At 67.9% G+C, this 16,160-nt stretch carries 12 protein-coding genes; 3 read left to right on the forward strand and 9 right to left on the reverse strand.

What is annotated here, in order from left to right:
- Positions 1-264 precede the first annotated feature (264 nt).
- The 7 genes from ABZS54_RS36940 to ABZS54_RS36970 form a co-directional block, all read right to left on the reverse strand.
- On the reverse strand, positions 265-804 hold the full coding sequence (locus tag ABZS54_RS36940) for a S26 family signal peptidase (RefSeq protein ID WP_355546266.1): 540 nt from the start codon (positions 802-804) through the stop codon (positions 265-267).
- A complete protein-coding gene (locus tag ABZS54_RS36945; protein WP_355546268.1) occupies positions 801-2,708 on the reverse strand; it encodes an ABC transporter ATP-binding protein in 1,908 nt (635 codons plus the stop codon). The genes ABZS54_RS36940 and ABZS54_RS36945 overlap by 4 nt, the downstream gene beginning before the upstream one ends.
- Entirely contained in the window at positions 2,705-3,250 is a 546-nt protein-coding gene (locus ABZS54_RS36950; protein ID WP_126640962.1) for a TlpA disulfide reductase family protein, read from the reverse strand. The genes ABZS54_RS36945 and ABZS54_RS36950 overlap by 4 nt, the downstream gene beginning before the upstream one ends.
- A gap of 18 nt (positions 3,251-3,268) precedes the next feature.
- On the reverse strand, positions 3,269-3,829 hold the full coding sequence (locus tag ABZS54_RS36955; protein WP_355546270.1) for a MauE/DoxX family redox-associated membrane protein: 561 nt from the start codon (positions 3,827-3,829) through the stop codon (positions 3,269-3,271).
- Positions 3,830-3,988: 159 nt separating this feature from the next.
- Positions 3,989-4,177, reverse strand: coding sequence for a hypothetical protein (locus ABZS54_RS36960; RefSeq protein ID WP_355546272.1), 189 nt, complete (start codon positions 4,175-4,177; stop codon positions 3,989-3,991).
- A 100-nt stretch (positions 4,178-4,277) separates the two neighbouring features.
- Positions 4,278-5,048 (reverse strand): helix-turn-helix domain-containing protein, encoded by a 771-nt coding sequence (locus ABZS54_RS36965; protein WP_355546274.1) that lies wholly within the window; start codon positions 5,046-5,048, stop codon positions 4,278-4,280.
- Positions 5,049-5,630: 582 nt separating this feature from the next.
- A complete protein-coding gene (locus tag ABZS54_RS36970) occupies positions 5,631-6,257 on the reverse strand; it encodes a hypothetical protein (RefSeq protein WP_355546276.1) in 627 nt (208 codons plus the stop codon).
- A 391-nt stretch (positions 6,258-6,648) separates the two neighbouring features.
- Here ABZS54_RS36970 and ABZS54_RS36975 point away from each other — a divergent pair, with 391 nt between their 5' ends.
- Both ABZS54_RS36975 and ABZS54_RS36980 read left to right on the forward strand, forming a co-directional pair.
- Positions 6,649-7,605: a helix-turn-helix domain-containing protein gene (locus ABZS54_RS36975; protein WP_355546278.1), complete on the forward strand. Its 957-nt coding sequence runs from the start codon at positions 6,649-6,651 to the stop codon at positions 7,603-7,605.
- Complete coding sequence (locus tag ABZS54_RS36980; protein ID WP_355546280.1) at positions 7,602-8,489, forward strand: DUF2690 domain-containing protein; 888 nt, start codon at positions 7,602-7,604, stop codon at positions 8,487-8,489. The genes ABZS54_RS36975 and ABZS54_RS36980 overlap by 4 nt, the downstream gene beginning before the upstream one ends.
- 333 nt (positions 8,490-8,822) lie before the next feature.
- Here ABZS54_RS36980 and ABZS54_RS36985 read toward each other — a convergent pair whose 3' ends face one another.
- Positions 8,823-9,197: a hypothetical protein gene (locus ABZS54_RS36985; protein WP_355546282.1), complete on the reverse strand. Its 375-nt coding sequence runs from the start codon at positions 9,195-9,197 to the stop codon at positions 8,823-8,825.
- Positions 9,198-9,712: 515 nt separating this feature from the next.
- On the opposite strand from ABZS54_RS36985, the gene ABZS54_RS36990 reads away from it, so the two are divergent.
- Positions 9,713-15,049: an RHS repeat-associated core domain-containing protein gene (locus tag ABZS54_RS36990; protein WP_355546284.1), complete on the forward strand. Its 5,337-nt coding sequence runs from the start codon at positions 9,713-9,715 to the stop codon at positions 15,047-15,049.
- A gap of 109 nt (positions 15,050-15,158) precedes the next feature.
- Here the strand turns inward: ABZS54_RS36990 and ABZS54_RS36995 are convergent, their stop codons facing one another.
- Positions 15,159-15,590 (reverse strand): hypothetical protein, encoded by a 432-nt coding sequence (locus ABZS54_RS36995; protein WP_355546286.1) that lies wholly within the window; start codon positions 15,588-15,590, stop codon positions 15,159-15,161.
- Positions 15,591-16,160 lie beyond the last annotated feature (570 nt).

The raw sequence follows: 16,160 nt of genomic DNA on the forward strand, positions 1-16,160 counted from the left end.
GCGAACCAACCAGCCGCCCGCAACCGCATCTTCTCCCGGCGTTCCCGCTCCACCGGGGTCATCCCCGAGACCCTCATACACCGGGTATGCCCTTATTTGACACACCGTCAATCGGATCAGGAAACCTCAGTAAGCACCCGACGTCAGTCGATGGTCACCCCCGTGACAGTCGAAACGATCACGGTCATTCACGCCCCGACCAGCACACACCCACACGACACATCAACCCGACTGACGACCAACCACCGCCACCACAACGCACACTCACAGGTGGCGAAGCACCGTCCCCAGCACGCGCTCCGCCGGAAAGTAGCCGGCTTGCCGGGAGTCGAAGCTGATCTCCTCGTTGTCGCCCAGCAGGACCAAACTGCTGGCGGGGACCCGGGTTTCGAGCACTCCAGCCAGGGCGGGGAACCGGTCGCGCGGTACGGGGTCGCCCGGTGCGGCCGCCACACGCTTGATCAACCACTGCCGCCCTGTGATGGCGGGCGCCCGTGCAGTGCGCCCCACGGGCGGGCCGTACCAGGCGGAGCCGGGAACCATCCCGGTACCGGGGTGTTCCATCACGATCACCTGCCCCGGCGATGGGGCCAGGTCACGACGTACGAGGACCCGGTCACCATCGCGGTACGCCGGTTCCATGCTCGCCCCACGCACGGTTACCACGACCAGCCTGCGCGCCTGCAGTACCGAGACGACCAGGCCCGCCAGGCCCAGAAGCGCTGCCGGTGCTCCGCAAAGCAGCGCGACCCTGGTGACTCCGGCGACTCGCAGCGTCCCGTCGCGCGGTCGCGCGGGGATCATCGGTTTCCTCCAGTGAAGACTGATTCGGCTTCCGGGTCGTCCTGGTAGCCGTTTGCCTGAAGCGTGAACAATCGGGCATACTCCCCACCGGTTGCCATGAGGGCGGCGTGGTCGCCCCGCTCGGCTACACATCCCTCGGAGAGCACGACGATAAGGTCGGCCTCGCGCACGGCGCCGAGTCGGTGCGAGATCAGCAGGCTGGTCCGCCCCGTGCGGTGCCGCCGCAGCTCGGCGTGGATCTCGTGCTCGGCCTCGGCGTCGAGTCCGGCGGAGGGTTCGTCGAGGATCATCAGGTCTCGTTTGCCCTGCTCGTCCCGCAGGAAAGCCCGAGCCAGGGCGAGCCGTTGCCATTGGCCGCCCGACAGCATCACGCCGGTGGCCGGATTGTCCTTGTCGGATTCCATGAAGAACATTCGAGACAGCAGCGTGTCGTAGCCGTGGGGCAGGCCTGCGAGCTTGTGGTGGATGCCCGCCCGTTTCGCTGCGGCCTGAATCGGCACACGGTCGTCGGGGAGGGAGTCCGGATTATCGGAGGAACCCAGACCGCCCAGGGCTATGTTGTCCGCCGCCGTCAGGTCGTATTCCATGTAGTCCTGGAACACCGCGCCGATCCTCCGCCGCAGTTCGACCGGATCGGTGTCGCGCAAGTCCACGCCGTCCCACAGAATCGCCCCCCGGGTGGGGTCATAGAACCGGCACAGGAGCTTGACCAGTGTGGACTTACCGGCGCCATTCAGCCCGACCAGTGCCACCGCTTGGTCGTGGGGTATGCGCAGGCTGACGCCGCGCAACACCCAGGGATGCTCCTCCGAGTAGCGGAACCACACGTCACGCAGCTCGATCGCGTCGCGCAGCTCAGGCAGCGCGCGAGGTGCGGCGGGCACCGGCAGCTCCGGACCGGCCGTGGTGACCGTCGCGTAGTGTCGGAACATCAGCACCGCCTGGTGAGAGCGGGCCACCTCGCCGGCGAGTGCGGCGAGCGCGCCCTGCACTCCGCCGACCGCTGCCACGAACATGGTGATGCCTCCCACGGATAACGCCCCGGTCCGCGCCGCGCCAACTGCCCACAGCAGCCCACCGCCGGACACCAGGGCGGCGAGTACTCCCAACCCGGCCTGGACGACGACCTCGCGCCTGTCCATGGCCCGCTTCGCGGCGTTGGCCGTACGGCGCTCGGTCAGCATGCGGTGCCGCAGAAAGGCACCGGCGCCGAACAGCCGTACCTCCTTGGCCGCTTCCACACTGGACAGCAACTGGCCGTAGAAGAGTTCCCGCCGCTCGACGGGACCGACATCCCAGAACATCCGTGCCCGCCTCCGCGACAGCGCAATTTCCGCAAGCAGAGTCGGCACTCCCGAGGCGAGCACCAGCACGGTCATCATCGGGCTGAGCAGAATCAACGAGCCGAGGAAACCGGTGACGGTGAGGGCCGCCCGGGACATGCCGAGGACTCCGTCCACCACCAGAGTGGGGGCCGTCCCGCCGGATTGCTGGGCCAACCGCAGCCGGTCGAGGAAACGCGGGTCCTCGAACCGGCTCAGTCCGACGAAACCCTCCACAGCGGTGAACAACCGGTCCTGGGCGACCATCCCCACCTCCCGGTCGATCCCCGCCCGCAGATACCGGGTCACCTGTGGAGCTACCGCGGTGACCAGTCCGGCCAAGGCGAGTCCCACTCCCAGCCCGGTCAGGGCCCCGACGTCGGCACCTGCGGCAAGGCGGTCCAGCACCAGCTTGGTCAGCCAGGCGACCACCACCGGAAGCAGACCCACGATCAGTGCCAGCGCCGCGTACAGCGCGAGTGTGCCGGGAGCTGCCCGGACGGCGAGCGAAAACGCGGCGACCGCCTGCCGCCCCGCGCCGGACCGCTTCTGCGGCTGCTGTTCGGTCACGAGGGCGGTCATGCGATGGCGAGATGGCCCAGCCGGACCTCGTCCTCTGTGACGACCAGCCGCCCGGCGCCGTCCCGGGCGACCATGAGCAAGGTCGGGTACGCCTTGGCCTGGAACGCGGCACTCAGCGCCCCGTCGTACTCCTCGACGATCACGCGCGCCACCGGAGTGAGCTCGGCGACGAGCGCGGCGGACGCTTCAGCGTCGCCGACCACCGTTGCCAGCACCCGGTCGCGCCCACCGGGCAGCGTCGCCGCGAAGTCCAGGAACTTCGGCAGCTTCTCCTTGCAGGGCTTACAGGTGGGCGAGAAGAAGGCCACCAGTGTCTCACCGACCAGGAGGTCACGGGCGAGTTGTTCACCGTCCACCGTGGAGGCCGTGAAATCACCGACCTCCTCCCCCACCGTAATCGAGGCCCGGCCGTTGCCCGCACCGCCCACGTTGGCCAGCATCTCCGTGTGCTCACGCAGCCGCTTGATCACTCCTACCGTCAGGATCAGGTTGAGCAGGCACAGCGAACCCACGAGCGTCAGGGCCGCGATCAGCAAGGGCATCGTGAATCTCCTTCTGGGTCATGGACGTCTTTGGGCAGCGCCCGGGCTGTCGCCGAGGGGCTCGAACAGTTCGAGGATGTCGTCGAACAGCGCAACCACCGCGCCCAACAGCAGGCCAGCGAGTATGGCCACCACAAGTGCGCCGGGGTCCGAAGACGTATTCGTCGCCGGTACGGTGACCGCACCGAGGCACGCGACGGCCGCGAGGACGACGTTGCGCACGATGTGCCGGGCACCGAGTGGGGTCGTTGAGGCGCCGAAGCACCGGCACGGTGGACGGATGCCCCGACGGGCCGTGAGGGCGATCGCCGTCGCGAACATCACCAGCAACCCTGCCGCAACCAGGAATCCGGTCGCAGCGACCGTCGTCGAACCCAGCGACAGCAGCAACCACACGGCGTATTCGGCGACAACCACGAGCAGTGCCACCGGTCGGCATGCCTTCGCCGGCAGCAGTTCCAGACCACGCAGCGAAGCTACGAACGCGCCGAACGCGCCTCTCCCCGCCGTCTTGCCGACGGACGAGGCCAGGAACACCACTGCGATCAGGGAGCGGATCCCGAGCTCCAGATAGTGCACCGCACACCTTCCGTGTCGTCTTCCGTGTCGTCGTCCCACGGCTTGGGAGAGGGGGACCAGGGGCTCGAGACCCAACCCGGTGCCCCTGGTCCTACGCCTGTCTTCTTTGGTCCTACGCCTGCGTTGACGTGCGCCGCCGCCCCCGTCGAGGGCGAATGCTCAGCAGTCGCAGATGTAGAGGTTGGGAGCGCTGTCGCAGCGTGAGCAGGAGGCGTGGTAGCCGCACTGGTTCTGGCACTGGTAGCAGGCCGGCCAGCTCCAGCACCGGCGTACTGCTGCCGCCGCGTCGACCTTGGGGGCGAATCGTTCGAGGAGGCTGTCCCCCATCGATTCAAGCTTCTTGAACACGTCCGTACTCCTTCGCTTGATTCGTTCCGGGCCGGAAGCGCCCGCAGCACGAGACTCGCGCGAGCTGGCCGGTGACGTCTTGTAATTAACCGCACTCTCGTCAGACGGAGGTTGCGGTCCGGATAGAGGCAGGCATCGGCACGCCTGGGGCCTGCCCCTCGCCGCGGTCCGCGGACCAGGGGCCCGGACTGCCGGCTACCCGGCAGGCAATAAAGCGACCTGGAGCATGACCGGTCATCGCCTTGCAGTCATGGCCGAAGTGGGCCTGATCGTGGTAGCCCGCCAGCGTCGCCACTTCGGCCGAGGGAAGCCCGCTGTCGAGGAGTTGGAGTGCCCGTTGAAGCCGAAAGACGCGAGCGATGGCTTTGGGAGTGAGGCCGATCTGTTCCCGAAATCGTTTCTCCAGCTGTCGCTGCGACCATCCCACCCTTCGGGCGAGTGCCGGGATGGGAACGGCGCCGGCCCTATGGGCGAGTTCCTGCCAGGCCCAGGCCACGCGCGTCGAGTACGCAGGGCCACTCCGGGCCCATTCGGTGAGCACGACGTCGAGCAGAGCGAAGCGCTCCTTCCAGCCCACCGCGGTCGCGAGCGCCTCAGTAAGGTCGTCGGCGCGGGGGCCGAGCAATGCGCGAGGCTCGATGGCCACGTTCGCCAACTGCTGCAGGGTTGTACCGAAGATCGTGAAGGCGGCCCAGGGGGCGAAGGTCACCTCCACTTCGAACCAGCAGCCATTGTCCTCCTCGCCCGTCCTGCTGGTCTTCGGGCCGCCGATCGGGGAGGTCGAGGCGTTCGCGTCCACCGGCCCCGAAGGTAACTGCGACGGGGTGAGTTGCAGTTTCTCGTCGAAGGGGATCACCAGGGCCACCGCCATACCTATGGGCACTTCCTTGGCCCTGTGCAGTCGGTCCGGGCCGAGCCGGAACCCCCGATAGCAGCTCACACCTGGGCGCAGCCTGGGATGAGGTGAGGCGGATGCCACTTGCCATGTCCCGTCAGTGCATGCCGAATTGCGCACGATCGGTCCTCTCGGCCGGAGATGGATGACGCGAACGCGCCAGGAGGGTGTCGCTCCGGGCGCCGGCGGCCGGCGCCGATCCGGAGTCGTGGGTGCAGAGCAGGAGTTCCAGGGTTGCCACGTGGTGCGCGGGGAGCGTCGACGGCGCACCGGCCTGAGGCAGTCGCGGGTCCTGCCTCGCACGCAAGCCCTGGGTCACGACGTGACGCAACCAGGGCCCGCTGCCTGTCGGCCGATCCGCGCATCCCCTTGCACCTACCGGAGGACATCCCGGTGGCCACCGTCCCCATGTCTGTCTCGCTGGTTGGGGGATGGCGGGGGATCTCCCGTCGACACGGATCCACTCTCTTCCGGGCCGGCCAGGAGTTCTCCCACGCTTCGGCTTCGGTTCACCCTCGACCGCACCGAGGATGATGCCTCGAAGTGGTCAGCCGTGGGCTACGGAAGGGCTGCTGCGGCGCAGGCCGCTCCGGCGACGAACGGCATCACGAACGTGGATGTGAGTGCGACACCACATGCCGCGATCGCGCTTACGGTGCCCACCGTTCCCACGGAACAGGCAGCCGCCCTCGCGTAGTACACGGTGTAGCCGGCTGCGCTGAGGACGTCTGCGCATTCGCCAAAGCCAAGGGTCCCGACGCGACCGTCGGTCTGTTGGACCCGAGTCGTCGCCGCAGTGCTTTGCGACTCGGCTTGCGCCGGTGGAGCCACGAAGGCAACCGCGACCGTGGTCGCGACTCCGGCGAGCGTGCCGGCGAGAATCCTTCGACAGGCTTCCATGTTCTCTCCATCCGTTCGGCGCGAATGGGTCCGGTCCCGTGGTCGGGCCGACCCGTTGGCGTCGCTCAGACTGGCAAGCCCGGGCCGGCCGGGAACAGTTCCGGGCCTGTTCGAAACATGTTCGGGACATGTCCCGAACTTGACGGACTTCTTGCACGCCGCGCCCGAGGAGACGGACTCCTCGGCGGCGGCGGTCGAGCCGGCCGCGCCGGCCGGCAGGGCGTTGCCCGTCAGGCCTGCCAGGGCCATTGCCGCGCCAAGAACGGTCTTTGTGATGACACGCATCGGTCTCTCCGTTTTCGTGTGGGTGGGCGTTGACCGGGCCGCGCCTGCTCGCCGCATCCGCGCGCCCACCCCCGTGGGGTACGCGGTCGAGGGATGCGAGGACGATGTGTGGTGGATCGCGCCGTCCGGCTCGCACCACCGAGCTTGCCGGCCATTCCGGAGCCGGATCGGCGAAGTCCGTCCCGTTGGAACACCGTGGGACGCTCGGGGCGCTGACCTGCGGGGACGTCCGGCGGAACGCGGCAGCGCCGGGACGTCCGTACCGATGCGGGGCCGTGCGCTGGAAACGGCGCGGCGTCTCGGCCGGGCCCGTAGCGTGTGCACACGGTGTGCCACCGGAGAACAAGAGGGTGAAGACCTTGGGGATCCTTGACGCCGTACGGGGTGGAGCATGTCGCGTTGGCAGGAATTACCGGATTCGCTGGACCGGAGGGTTCGGCAACTCGTGGTGCAGTTACGGAGTTTGAAGGACCGCAGCGGGCTGAGCCTGGTCTCGCTCGCGGCCAGGACCCGATACAGCCGCTCGTCGTGGGAGCGCTGCCTCAACGGCAGGGCGCTGCCGCCGCGGCACGTGGTGGAGGAGCTGGCGCGGATCGTGGGCGCGGATCCGGTCCGGCTGCTGGTGCTGCACGAGGTGGCCGAGGAGGCCTGGCGGCAGTCGACGGCGCCGACCGCGGCGACCGTCGTGCGGGACGAAGGCGCGCCGGGAGCACGTGGCGGGGCCGCGGCCGAAGGGCCCGGTCCGGCCGAGGATTTCGGCACGGCAGGGCACTCCGGTGCGGTCGAGGGCTCCGCGCCGGCGGCGGAGCGAGCCGGCGCCTCGGAGGAGCCCGCCGCCTCGGAGGACTCGCCCGGCACGGCCCGACCGCCGGGCATACGCCGGCCCGTCGTCCTCGCCGCCGTCGTGATCGCCGCGCTCGTGGGGGTGGGCGTCGGCATGCTGATCGGCCAGCCCCGGGGCGACGACGACGGACGCCGCAGGGACACGACGGGGGTGGGAACGCCGGGCCCGCGCCCGACCGACGGTCCTCCGACCACCGCCGGAGGGCCCGGCCGCTACCACTTCCAGCCGGGCAAGTCCTACCCCTGCGAGGTTCGTAGGGCCGACGCGGTGGGCGGGGGGCTGTCCGCCGGATACAGCGCCACCCGGACCGTCGAGCTCGCCGGACCGGGCTGGGACGTGGTGGAGGCCCAGTGCCTGCTGGACCATCACCGGATGGATCCGGGCATCGTCGACGGGGTGTACGGGCAACAGACCATCGCGGCCGTGATGCGCATGCAGAAGGAGGCCGGATTGCCGGCGGACGGCATCGTGGGCCCCCACACCTGGCAGGTGCTGCGCGGATGAGCGCTCCCGCACCGGAGTGCGCGGCACTGGCCGAAGGGCTCCGCGAGCTGAGGGCGCGTACGGGCCTGAGCCTGGCCGCGCTGGCCGAACGCACCGCGTACAGCAAGTCGTCGTGGGAACGCTGTCTCAACGGCAAGACGCCGGTACCCCGCCACGCCGTCGAGGCACTGTGCGCGATCGCGGGCGAGCCCACCGGACGACTGCTCGCGCTGTGGGAACTGGCGGACGCCGAATGGAGCGGACGCGCCCGCCAGGCCCGCCCCGCCGGCCCACCCGCACCCGCGCCCGCGCCCTCACCCCCGTCACCGTCCCTGCCCACGCCCGCACCGGTCCCCACCGTCACCACGGGCAGCGCGGGCAGCACGGGCGCCTCGGGCGGGCAACGGCGGCCTCGGCGCAGGTGGTTGTTCGTCCTCGTCGCCACCGGCGTGGCCGCGGCGACCATCGCCTCGATACCGGTGCTGACGGCCCTGCGAAGCCACGACGCGGGACCGCCGCCGATCCTGCGCTCCCCCGTGCTGGACCCCGCTCCCGGATGCCGTGCGGACTCGTGTGACGGGAGGGACCCCGACGAGATGTCCTGCGGGCTGCCCGGCCGGGACGACTCGCTCGGAGCACAGCATCACACCGCGACCGGTACGCGCGTGGAGGTCCGCTACAGCTCGGTATGTGCCGCCGCGTGGGGCCGGATCTGGCACTCGAAGGTCGGGGACACGATCGAGATCTCCGCCCTCGGCACCCGTCCGCAGCGATTCGTCGTCACCCACACCACCGACACCGACGCCTACCGCTTCACCCCGATGATCGGCGCCCCGGCCCGGACCGGACTACGACTGTGCTTCATTCCGGCGAGCGATACGAGCAGGGAGTGCTTCGACATCTGAGGACACACCCGCGAAAGGCGGTTGTCGTATCCCTGTGGTGGGGTGATGTCGGACCGCCGGTGAGGAAGGACGGGGACGATGGGTGAGCGCACGGCATGGCGGCCGTTTCTGGAGCGGTGGAGCGAGGAGTGGGTCGCGGGGCACGTTCCGGAGCGGGACGGGCCGCTCGCGGAGGAGGTCGTGCACCACACCTGGCTCGGGTTCGCGTCGGCGGACGAGGCCAGGGTCGCTGCGGCCGAGCCCTGGACTGCGGCGACCCGCATCGCCGATCATCCGGCCGCCGGCTCAGCCGCACCGCTGCCGCATCCGAACCCCGGATCCGGCGGCCGTCGGCTACCGCGGGTGGTAGGAGTCGACGATCTCCCCGACGCAGACCGTCATGACGACCAGGCCCACCGCCCACGCGAACACCGCGCCGTAGCGCACGGCACGCGCCCCGGCAACGATCGCGGCCGTCCCGGCGACGCCCAGGAGCGGCCCGCCGATGACGACTCTGCCGGCATCGACGGGGGCGTCTGTCACCGTGCGTTCGTGGACGGCGTGCACCCGACCGGTCCGACCGCCGCAATCCGGGCAATCCGCCGGGCCGCCAGGCGTCCGGGCCCGCACGCGAATGACCTCGCCCTCGTCGGCAACCTCCTCGACCACCAGCGGCGCAAGCCTCGAAAACACCACGCCCACAAGCTCGTTCGCGTTCAGCAGCCGCACATGATCACGGACTTACAGTCCGTCACCACCGGATGCGAGGCAGACCCAAGACGCTGACACGCCCTGATTCCAGGGGTGGTGGTCGGGGTGTGGTGGGTGGGGTGGGCTGGGGTGTTCGGCGCGGCGGGGCCATCGGGTACGGCGCAGCGCTCGGGCGTGGCCGGGTCAAACGGGGGCAGGCCTGGGCGCACCCGGGAGCATGCCTTTCGGATCGCCCTCGCCGCGGCCGCTGCCTACCGGGAACGCGTCGGGCATCTCGAAGTGCCCCGTGGGCATGTCGAGACCGTTGTCGCGTTCGACGGGTGGCGGAAGGAGGTGCGGGAGGCAGGACGATTCGCGCGCCCGGTCGCGCATCGTAGGTGGACGTCCGTTCGTGTTCACAGGATGCGGGTGACGATTTCGTAGGCGAGGGCCACGAGGGAGAGTGCGCCGACTGCTGCGGCGGATGCGGTGGATCTCATGATGGACCAACTGACCTGGGAAGGCGACGGTGTTCGGGGAGAAGCGCGGCCCGGGTGTGCCCCGGGCCGCGCGCGTGGTGTGGTGCAGGCAACCAGGGCGCCAAATCGAACGACCTGTGCTGGGTCAACGACAACGCCACGCTCTCGCTCAACGGCAGCAACACCGAGCTGGTCAAGGGCACCGACGGCCTGTGGAAAGCCGCCGCTGACAGCGCTCAGAAGATCGAACGCCTCACCGGCGCCGACAACGGCGACAACGACGGGGAGCACTGGAAGGTCACGTCCAGCGACGGTACGCAGTACTTCTTCGGTCTGAACAAACTTCCCGGAGCCGGTGCGCAGCGCACGAACTCCGCGTGGACGGTGCCGGTCTTCGGCAACAACGACGGCGAGGAGTGCCACAAGAACGCGTTCGCGGACTCGTGGTGCCAGCAGGGCTGGCGGTGGAACCTGGACTACGTCGTCGACCCGCGCGGCAACGCTATGACGTACTTCTACGAGACCGAGACCAACCACTACGGCCGCAACGGCGACGTCACCACCGGCAAGGGCACCTCCACCCCCTACGCGCGGGGCGGATGGACGACACGCATCGAGTACGGTCACCGCAGCGACACGCTCTTCAGCGCCAAGGCGCCCGCCGTCGTGTACTTCGACGTCGCGGAACGTTGCCTTCCCACCGGCACCATCACCTGTTCCGACGCGCAGTTCACCAAGGACAACGCCAAGTCCTGGCCGGACGTACCCGTCGACCTGAACTGCAAGCCGGGCACCGAGTGCAAGGTACTCTCCCCGAGCTTTTGGACACGCAAGCGTCTGACCACCATCCGCACCCAGGTCCTCAGCGGCGGCGCCCAACGAGACGTGGACGCGTGGGCGTTCGAGCAGCAGCTCCCCGACTCCGGCGACGGCCACTTCCCGCTGTGGCTCGCCTCCATCACCCGCACCGGCAAGGCCGGCGCCGACGTCGTCATGCCCCCGGTGACCTTCGGCAGTGAACAACTCGAGAATCGCGTCGACGGCAAGGAACACATCGCCCCGTTCTGGCGACGCCGCGTCAACAAGATCACCACCGAGACCGGTGCCACCACCCAGGTCGCCTACTCCGCGCGGGACTGCCTGCGCAGCGAGCTCCCCGACCCGGCCACCAACACCAAACGTTGCTACCCGGTGAACTGGTCCCCCGACGGGGCCGACACGCCCGTCCTCGACTGGTTCCACAAGTACCTGGTCACGCAGGTCCTCGAGGCCGACAACACAGGTGGCGGTCGGGTCATGCAAACCGACTACGAATACGTCGGCGCTCCCGCGTGGCTCAAGAGCACCGACGAGTTCACCAAGCCTGCGGAACGCACGTACAACGACTATCGCGGCTACGCGGCCTTGAAGGTGCGCTCCGGCGGAGCCGGTGACAAGCGAGGCCTTGTCGAAACCCGCTACTTCCGTGGGGTCCCCGGAGCCAAGGTCGTCGACTCCGAGGGAATCACGGCCGACGACGCCCCGGTCCTCGCCGGATCGGTCCGCGAAACGATCAACTACAACGGCGACGGCGGGCCCATCCTGGCCGCGGTCGCCAAGGACTACTGGGTCTCCGATCCGACCGCAAGCCGCGCTCGTCCCGCTCTGCCGGATCTCACGGCCGTGCAGACCGGCACCAAGACGGAACGCACCCGCTCCCCCCTCTCCGACGGCGGCTGGCGACGGAGCAAGGTCACGCGCACGTTCGATGGCTATGGCATGCCCGTCCAAGAAGACACCGAAGGCGACCTGGCGGTTACCGGCGACGAACAATGCCTGCGTACCGAGTACGCCCGGAACACCACCGACTGGCTGGTGAGCTATACCTCGCGCACCGAAATCGTCACCGTGGGCTGCTCCACCACGCCCACGCGACCCCGGGACGTCCTCAGCGACAACCGATCCTTCTACGACGGCGCCTCCTCGTACGAAACCCCGCCGACCAAGGGTCTGTCCACCTCAGGCACGGAAATCACCGCGAGCGGCACCGGACGCCAGACCAACCTCCGCATCGAGTACGACGCCTACGGGCGCGCACGCAAGGCGTGGAACGTCGAGGACCAGCTGACGACCACCGACTACTCCGGAACCGTCGGCGAACTCCCGAACACCAGCACGGTGACCAACCCCCTCGGCCAGACGATCAAGCAGACCTTCGACACTCGCCGCGGTCTGATCGTGACCAGCGTGGACGTCAACAAGGTCCGCACCGACTACGAATACGACGCACTGGGCCGTGTCACCAAGGTCTGGGCTCCCGGCTGGGAGAAGGAAACACACGCAACCAAGCCCACCAAGGAATACACCTACCTCGTCCGTGCGGACGGCCCGGTGGCGGTGAGCACGAAGCACCTGATCCACAACGGGAACTACCTCACCAATATCGACCTCTACGACTCCATGCTCAGGCCCCGACAGACGCAGGTCCCCACCCAGGGCGGGCGCATCGTCACCGAAAAATGGTACGACTCCCTGGGACGGAAGTGGCGGACATACAGCGGCTACTTCGCGTCAGGGGCCCCCGACACCACCCTGGTCGCAGGCGACGACACCAAGGTCGTCGCGAGCACCGAGACCGTCTTCGACGGAGCCGGCCGTCCCACCGACGTCATTGCAAAGAAGTACGGCACAGAAACGGTCCGCACCACGACGTTGTACGACGGCGAGCGCACCACCACCATCCCGCCGACCGGGGGGACGGCCTCCACCGCCGTCCTCGACGCCTTCGGCCGTACCAGTGAACTCGTCGAGTACACACTGCCCGACCGCAAAGGGCCGCAGTCGACGCTGTACGAATACACCACCCGCGGCGACATGAAGAAGGTCGTCGACCCCGCAGGGAACGTCTGGTCCCACGACTACGACGCCCGCGGCAACGACACGCACAGCGTGGACCCCGACAAGGGCGAGAGCTGGCGCGAGTACGACACATCCGATCGCATCGTCAAGAGCACGAGCGCACGCGGCGGGACCCTCTCCCAGACCTACGACGCCCTCGGCCGCCAACGTCAGCTCAAAGCAGCCGAGACCGTGCTGGCCGAGTGGGAATTCGACACCGCACCCGGTGGCGTGGGACAACTCGCCGCGTCCACCCGATGGGCCGACGGAGGTGCCTACAAGACCGCCATCACCGGCTACAACGCCCGCGGCCAATCCACCGGCACCACGATCACCCTCCCGCCCGACGCCGGCACCGGAATGACCGGACCCTTCACCTGGCAGTACGCCTACAACCCCGAGACGGGCCTGCCCACCGGCGTGCGACACCCCGCCCTCGGCGGGCTCCCCGCCGAAACGGTCAACACCGGATACGACGCCTTCGGCCGCCTGCAGAGCACCGGCAGCAGCCTGCAGCCCTACGTCGGCAGCACCACCTACGACCCGCTCGACCGGATCACCCAGACCGAAATGGGCGCGTTCGGCAAGAAGATCATCACCACCAACGTCTGGGACCAACACACGGGCTCGCTCCTCAGCGCCCAAACCGACCAGGAAAGCACCAAGACCCGCCTGGGACTCACCGAGTACGGATACGACCCGACACAGAACGTCACCCGGATCTCGGACACCAACGGGCAGGGCACGACCGTCCCCGACGTCCAATGCTTCTCCTACGACGGTCTCCGCCGCACGACACAGGCCTGGACCGCGACCGACAACTGCTCGCAACAACAACCTCGCGGCGGTGTCAACGGCACCGTGGGAGGCGTTGACCCCTACTGGCAGACCTACACCTACGACGCCCTCGGATCGCGTCTCCAGGAAACGATTCACGACACCACCGGCGACACGGCCAAGGACCTGACCCGCAAGTACACCTATCCCACCGCCGGAGAGAACAAGCCCCGGCACGCGCTCACCAAGGTCGTCACGGAAGCCGCCTCAGGCACATCGGAGAACACCTACGAATACGACGCCGCCGGCAACACGACCAAACGCAAAATCTCCGGCCGACCCGAACAGACCCTCGAGTGGAACTCGGAAGGCCGACTCGGCAAGGTCCTCGACGGAAGCCAGGAATCGAACTACGTCTACGACGCGGAAGGGCGCCGAATCCTCAAGCGCGACTCCGCAGGAACGACCCTTTACCTTGTCAAGGGCACCGAACTGCGCCGTTCCGCCGGAGGTACACTCACCGGCACCCGGTACTACGCGCATTCCGACAAGACCGTCGCCGTGCGAACCGGCAACAAGATCAGTTTCCTGCTGAACGACCACCACGGCACGGCCGGCACAACCGTCGACAACGCGACCCAGACCGTCACGCGACGCAAGACCATGCCCTTCGGTGGACCCCGAGGCCCTCAACCCACTCCGGGCGGCTGGCCCGACGACAAGGGCTTCCTCGGCAAGACGGTCGATCCCACAGGTCTCGTCAACATCGGCGCCCGCGAATACGACACCGACATCGGCCGCTTCATCAGCGTCGACCCGGTCATGGATCTGGCTCGCCCCGAGCAGATGCAGGGATACGCGTACGCCAGCAACCGCCCCGCCACGTCCAGCGACCCCACCGGCCTGGCCGACAAACCCACGAACACCCCCACGCCGCCGTCGGGCTGCCCGGCCGCGAACGACAAGTGCAACGACCCTCTGCGGGACACGACCAAGAGACTGACAGCCGAAGGTCCCGTAAACGGCAAACCGGAAACCATCTATGACGAAAAGGGAATTCCTCACAGTGTCGTGGCCCCCGGGAACGACACCAACGCCAACGTCGTTCACGGCATCATCTCCGCGGACCTGGCCGCGGCCGGTGACGCGTACGACCCTCAGACCCGCTCCGGGTACGAGTACTACCACCAGAACGAAACGAACAGCAATGGACTCAAGGGTCTGATCCAGGACGGTCCCCTGCACGTCGTCACGGGAACCACAGCGGACTTCATCCTCGTGAAATGGGAGAACGGGGCCATCGCAAGCGTGGACTCCTACGACGCCACGGGGACCACGAGCCCGGACAAGAACCCCGACGAAATCGAGAAGGAAATACGCAGGAAACTCAGCGTCGTCGCCAGGGGAAAAGCCCAGGCCAATAACGTCATATATCTCGCGACGGACCGCACCCAAGGCGAAGAGGTTGCACGACGATTCTCCGGGGACACACGCGTCCGTGTCGTGTCAAGGGACGGGTACGATTCCCGGCCGACCGTCCGGGTTCCGTACGCACGTGGGCAGGGAAGAGCAGGCAGAGGTCTCATCGGCAATGGAAACAGTATTGCCGTCATGGGAGGTCTGATCGCAGCTATCTCGTTCGCAGCCAACTGGCACCGGTACGGATTCAAGGAGGCCACCAAGGGGCTCTTCTTCGGTATCTTCGACCCCTTCAATTTTTGGGGCAATCGTCCCCGAAGCAACGCAACGGAGTCATAGTTCGACGGCGCGATCCTCGATGACCACACATCGCGGACGCGCGGTCTGTCGAGGATCACACCCCTCGTGAGCCAAGGAAGCAAGAATTAGCCGATGCGGCGGGTCCAGTTCAGCTCCGACCCGCCGCATCTCGCCAATCGTCTCGCGGTTTGTCCGTACGCTGAATATAGCCAGTAATGGTCAGATCACTCGCCGTTCTCCTTGTGGCGGGAAGCGGGACCTCCTTCAACTTTCCACCAAAAATCATCCAGAGACCGAAGCAGTCGTCGTCCTCATCCCGCAGAAGCACCTGCACGGAATACGGATCCGGCCACGCCAGGTTCTCGATGAACTCGAAGAGTCCTTGCCAGTTGTTCCTGCCAAATTGAATAATCCACATATAGCATGCCGGATCGCCGTAGGAGCTTCCCGAGAATTTCTCGTCGTCAATGGGAACGAACCTGTGCCCACCCCATCGCTCCGCAAAAGAATCCGTGGTCAACGGCAGCATCACATCCTCGGCATCCTTCGCGAGAATAATGATTTCCGTATATCTACTCATGCTTGCATTATGGCACGACCGCACCATGGTGAATCGAAGGGATGTCCGGTGCTTTCCCGGATCGCCAAACGGTCGTGTCTCCATCGATTTCTGACCCTAGTGCAACACGAGGACAACCCGCTCTTCCGGTCCCGCCGCACTGCGGGCGGCGGCGCCTACCGCCGTGGCTCGCTGGGCGGTGACGGGTGGGTTGAGGAGAACGGAGCCGACCCGGCGGACGTCGAGCCCGTGTGCGGGGAGCAGGAGACCGCGCGCCCCGGTTGGCGAGGAGGCCGGCTGCGGCGTCGACCCCAGGTGGAGTGGCGCTCAGGAGACGACACCCCCACCCAGGCACAAACCCGGCCCGGCCCTCGAGGAAGCCTTCCACCGCCGCCGGGGAGCGCACCGCGCCCCACCGGCCGCCGGTGGCCTCGTCCATACAGCGGGTGACGACGTCGCGGGCGTGGGGGTCGTGGCTGACGAGTTGGCACACCAGCACGAAGCTGCCCGGGCACAGGCGCTCGCGGGTCCGCCCGGCCGGGGCCGTCGAAGCCGGTGCCGGCGGTGGTGTCGGCGGCGAGCCGGTCGCGG

The organism is Embleya sp. NPDC005575, from assembly GCF_040605455.1.
Lineage (GTDB): Bacteria > Actinomycetota > Actinomycetes > Streptomycetales > Streptomycetaceae > Embleya.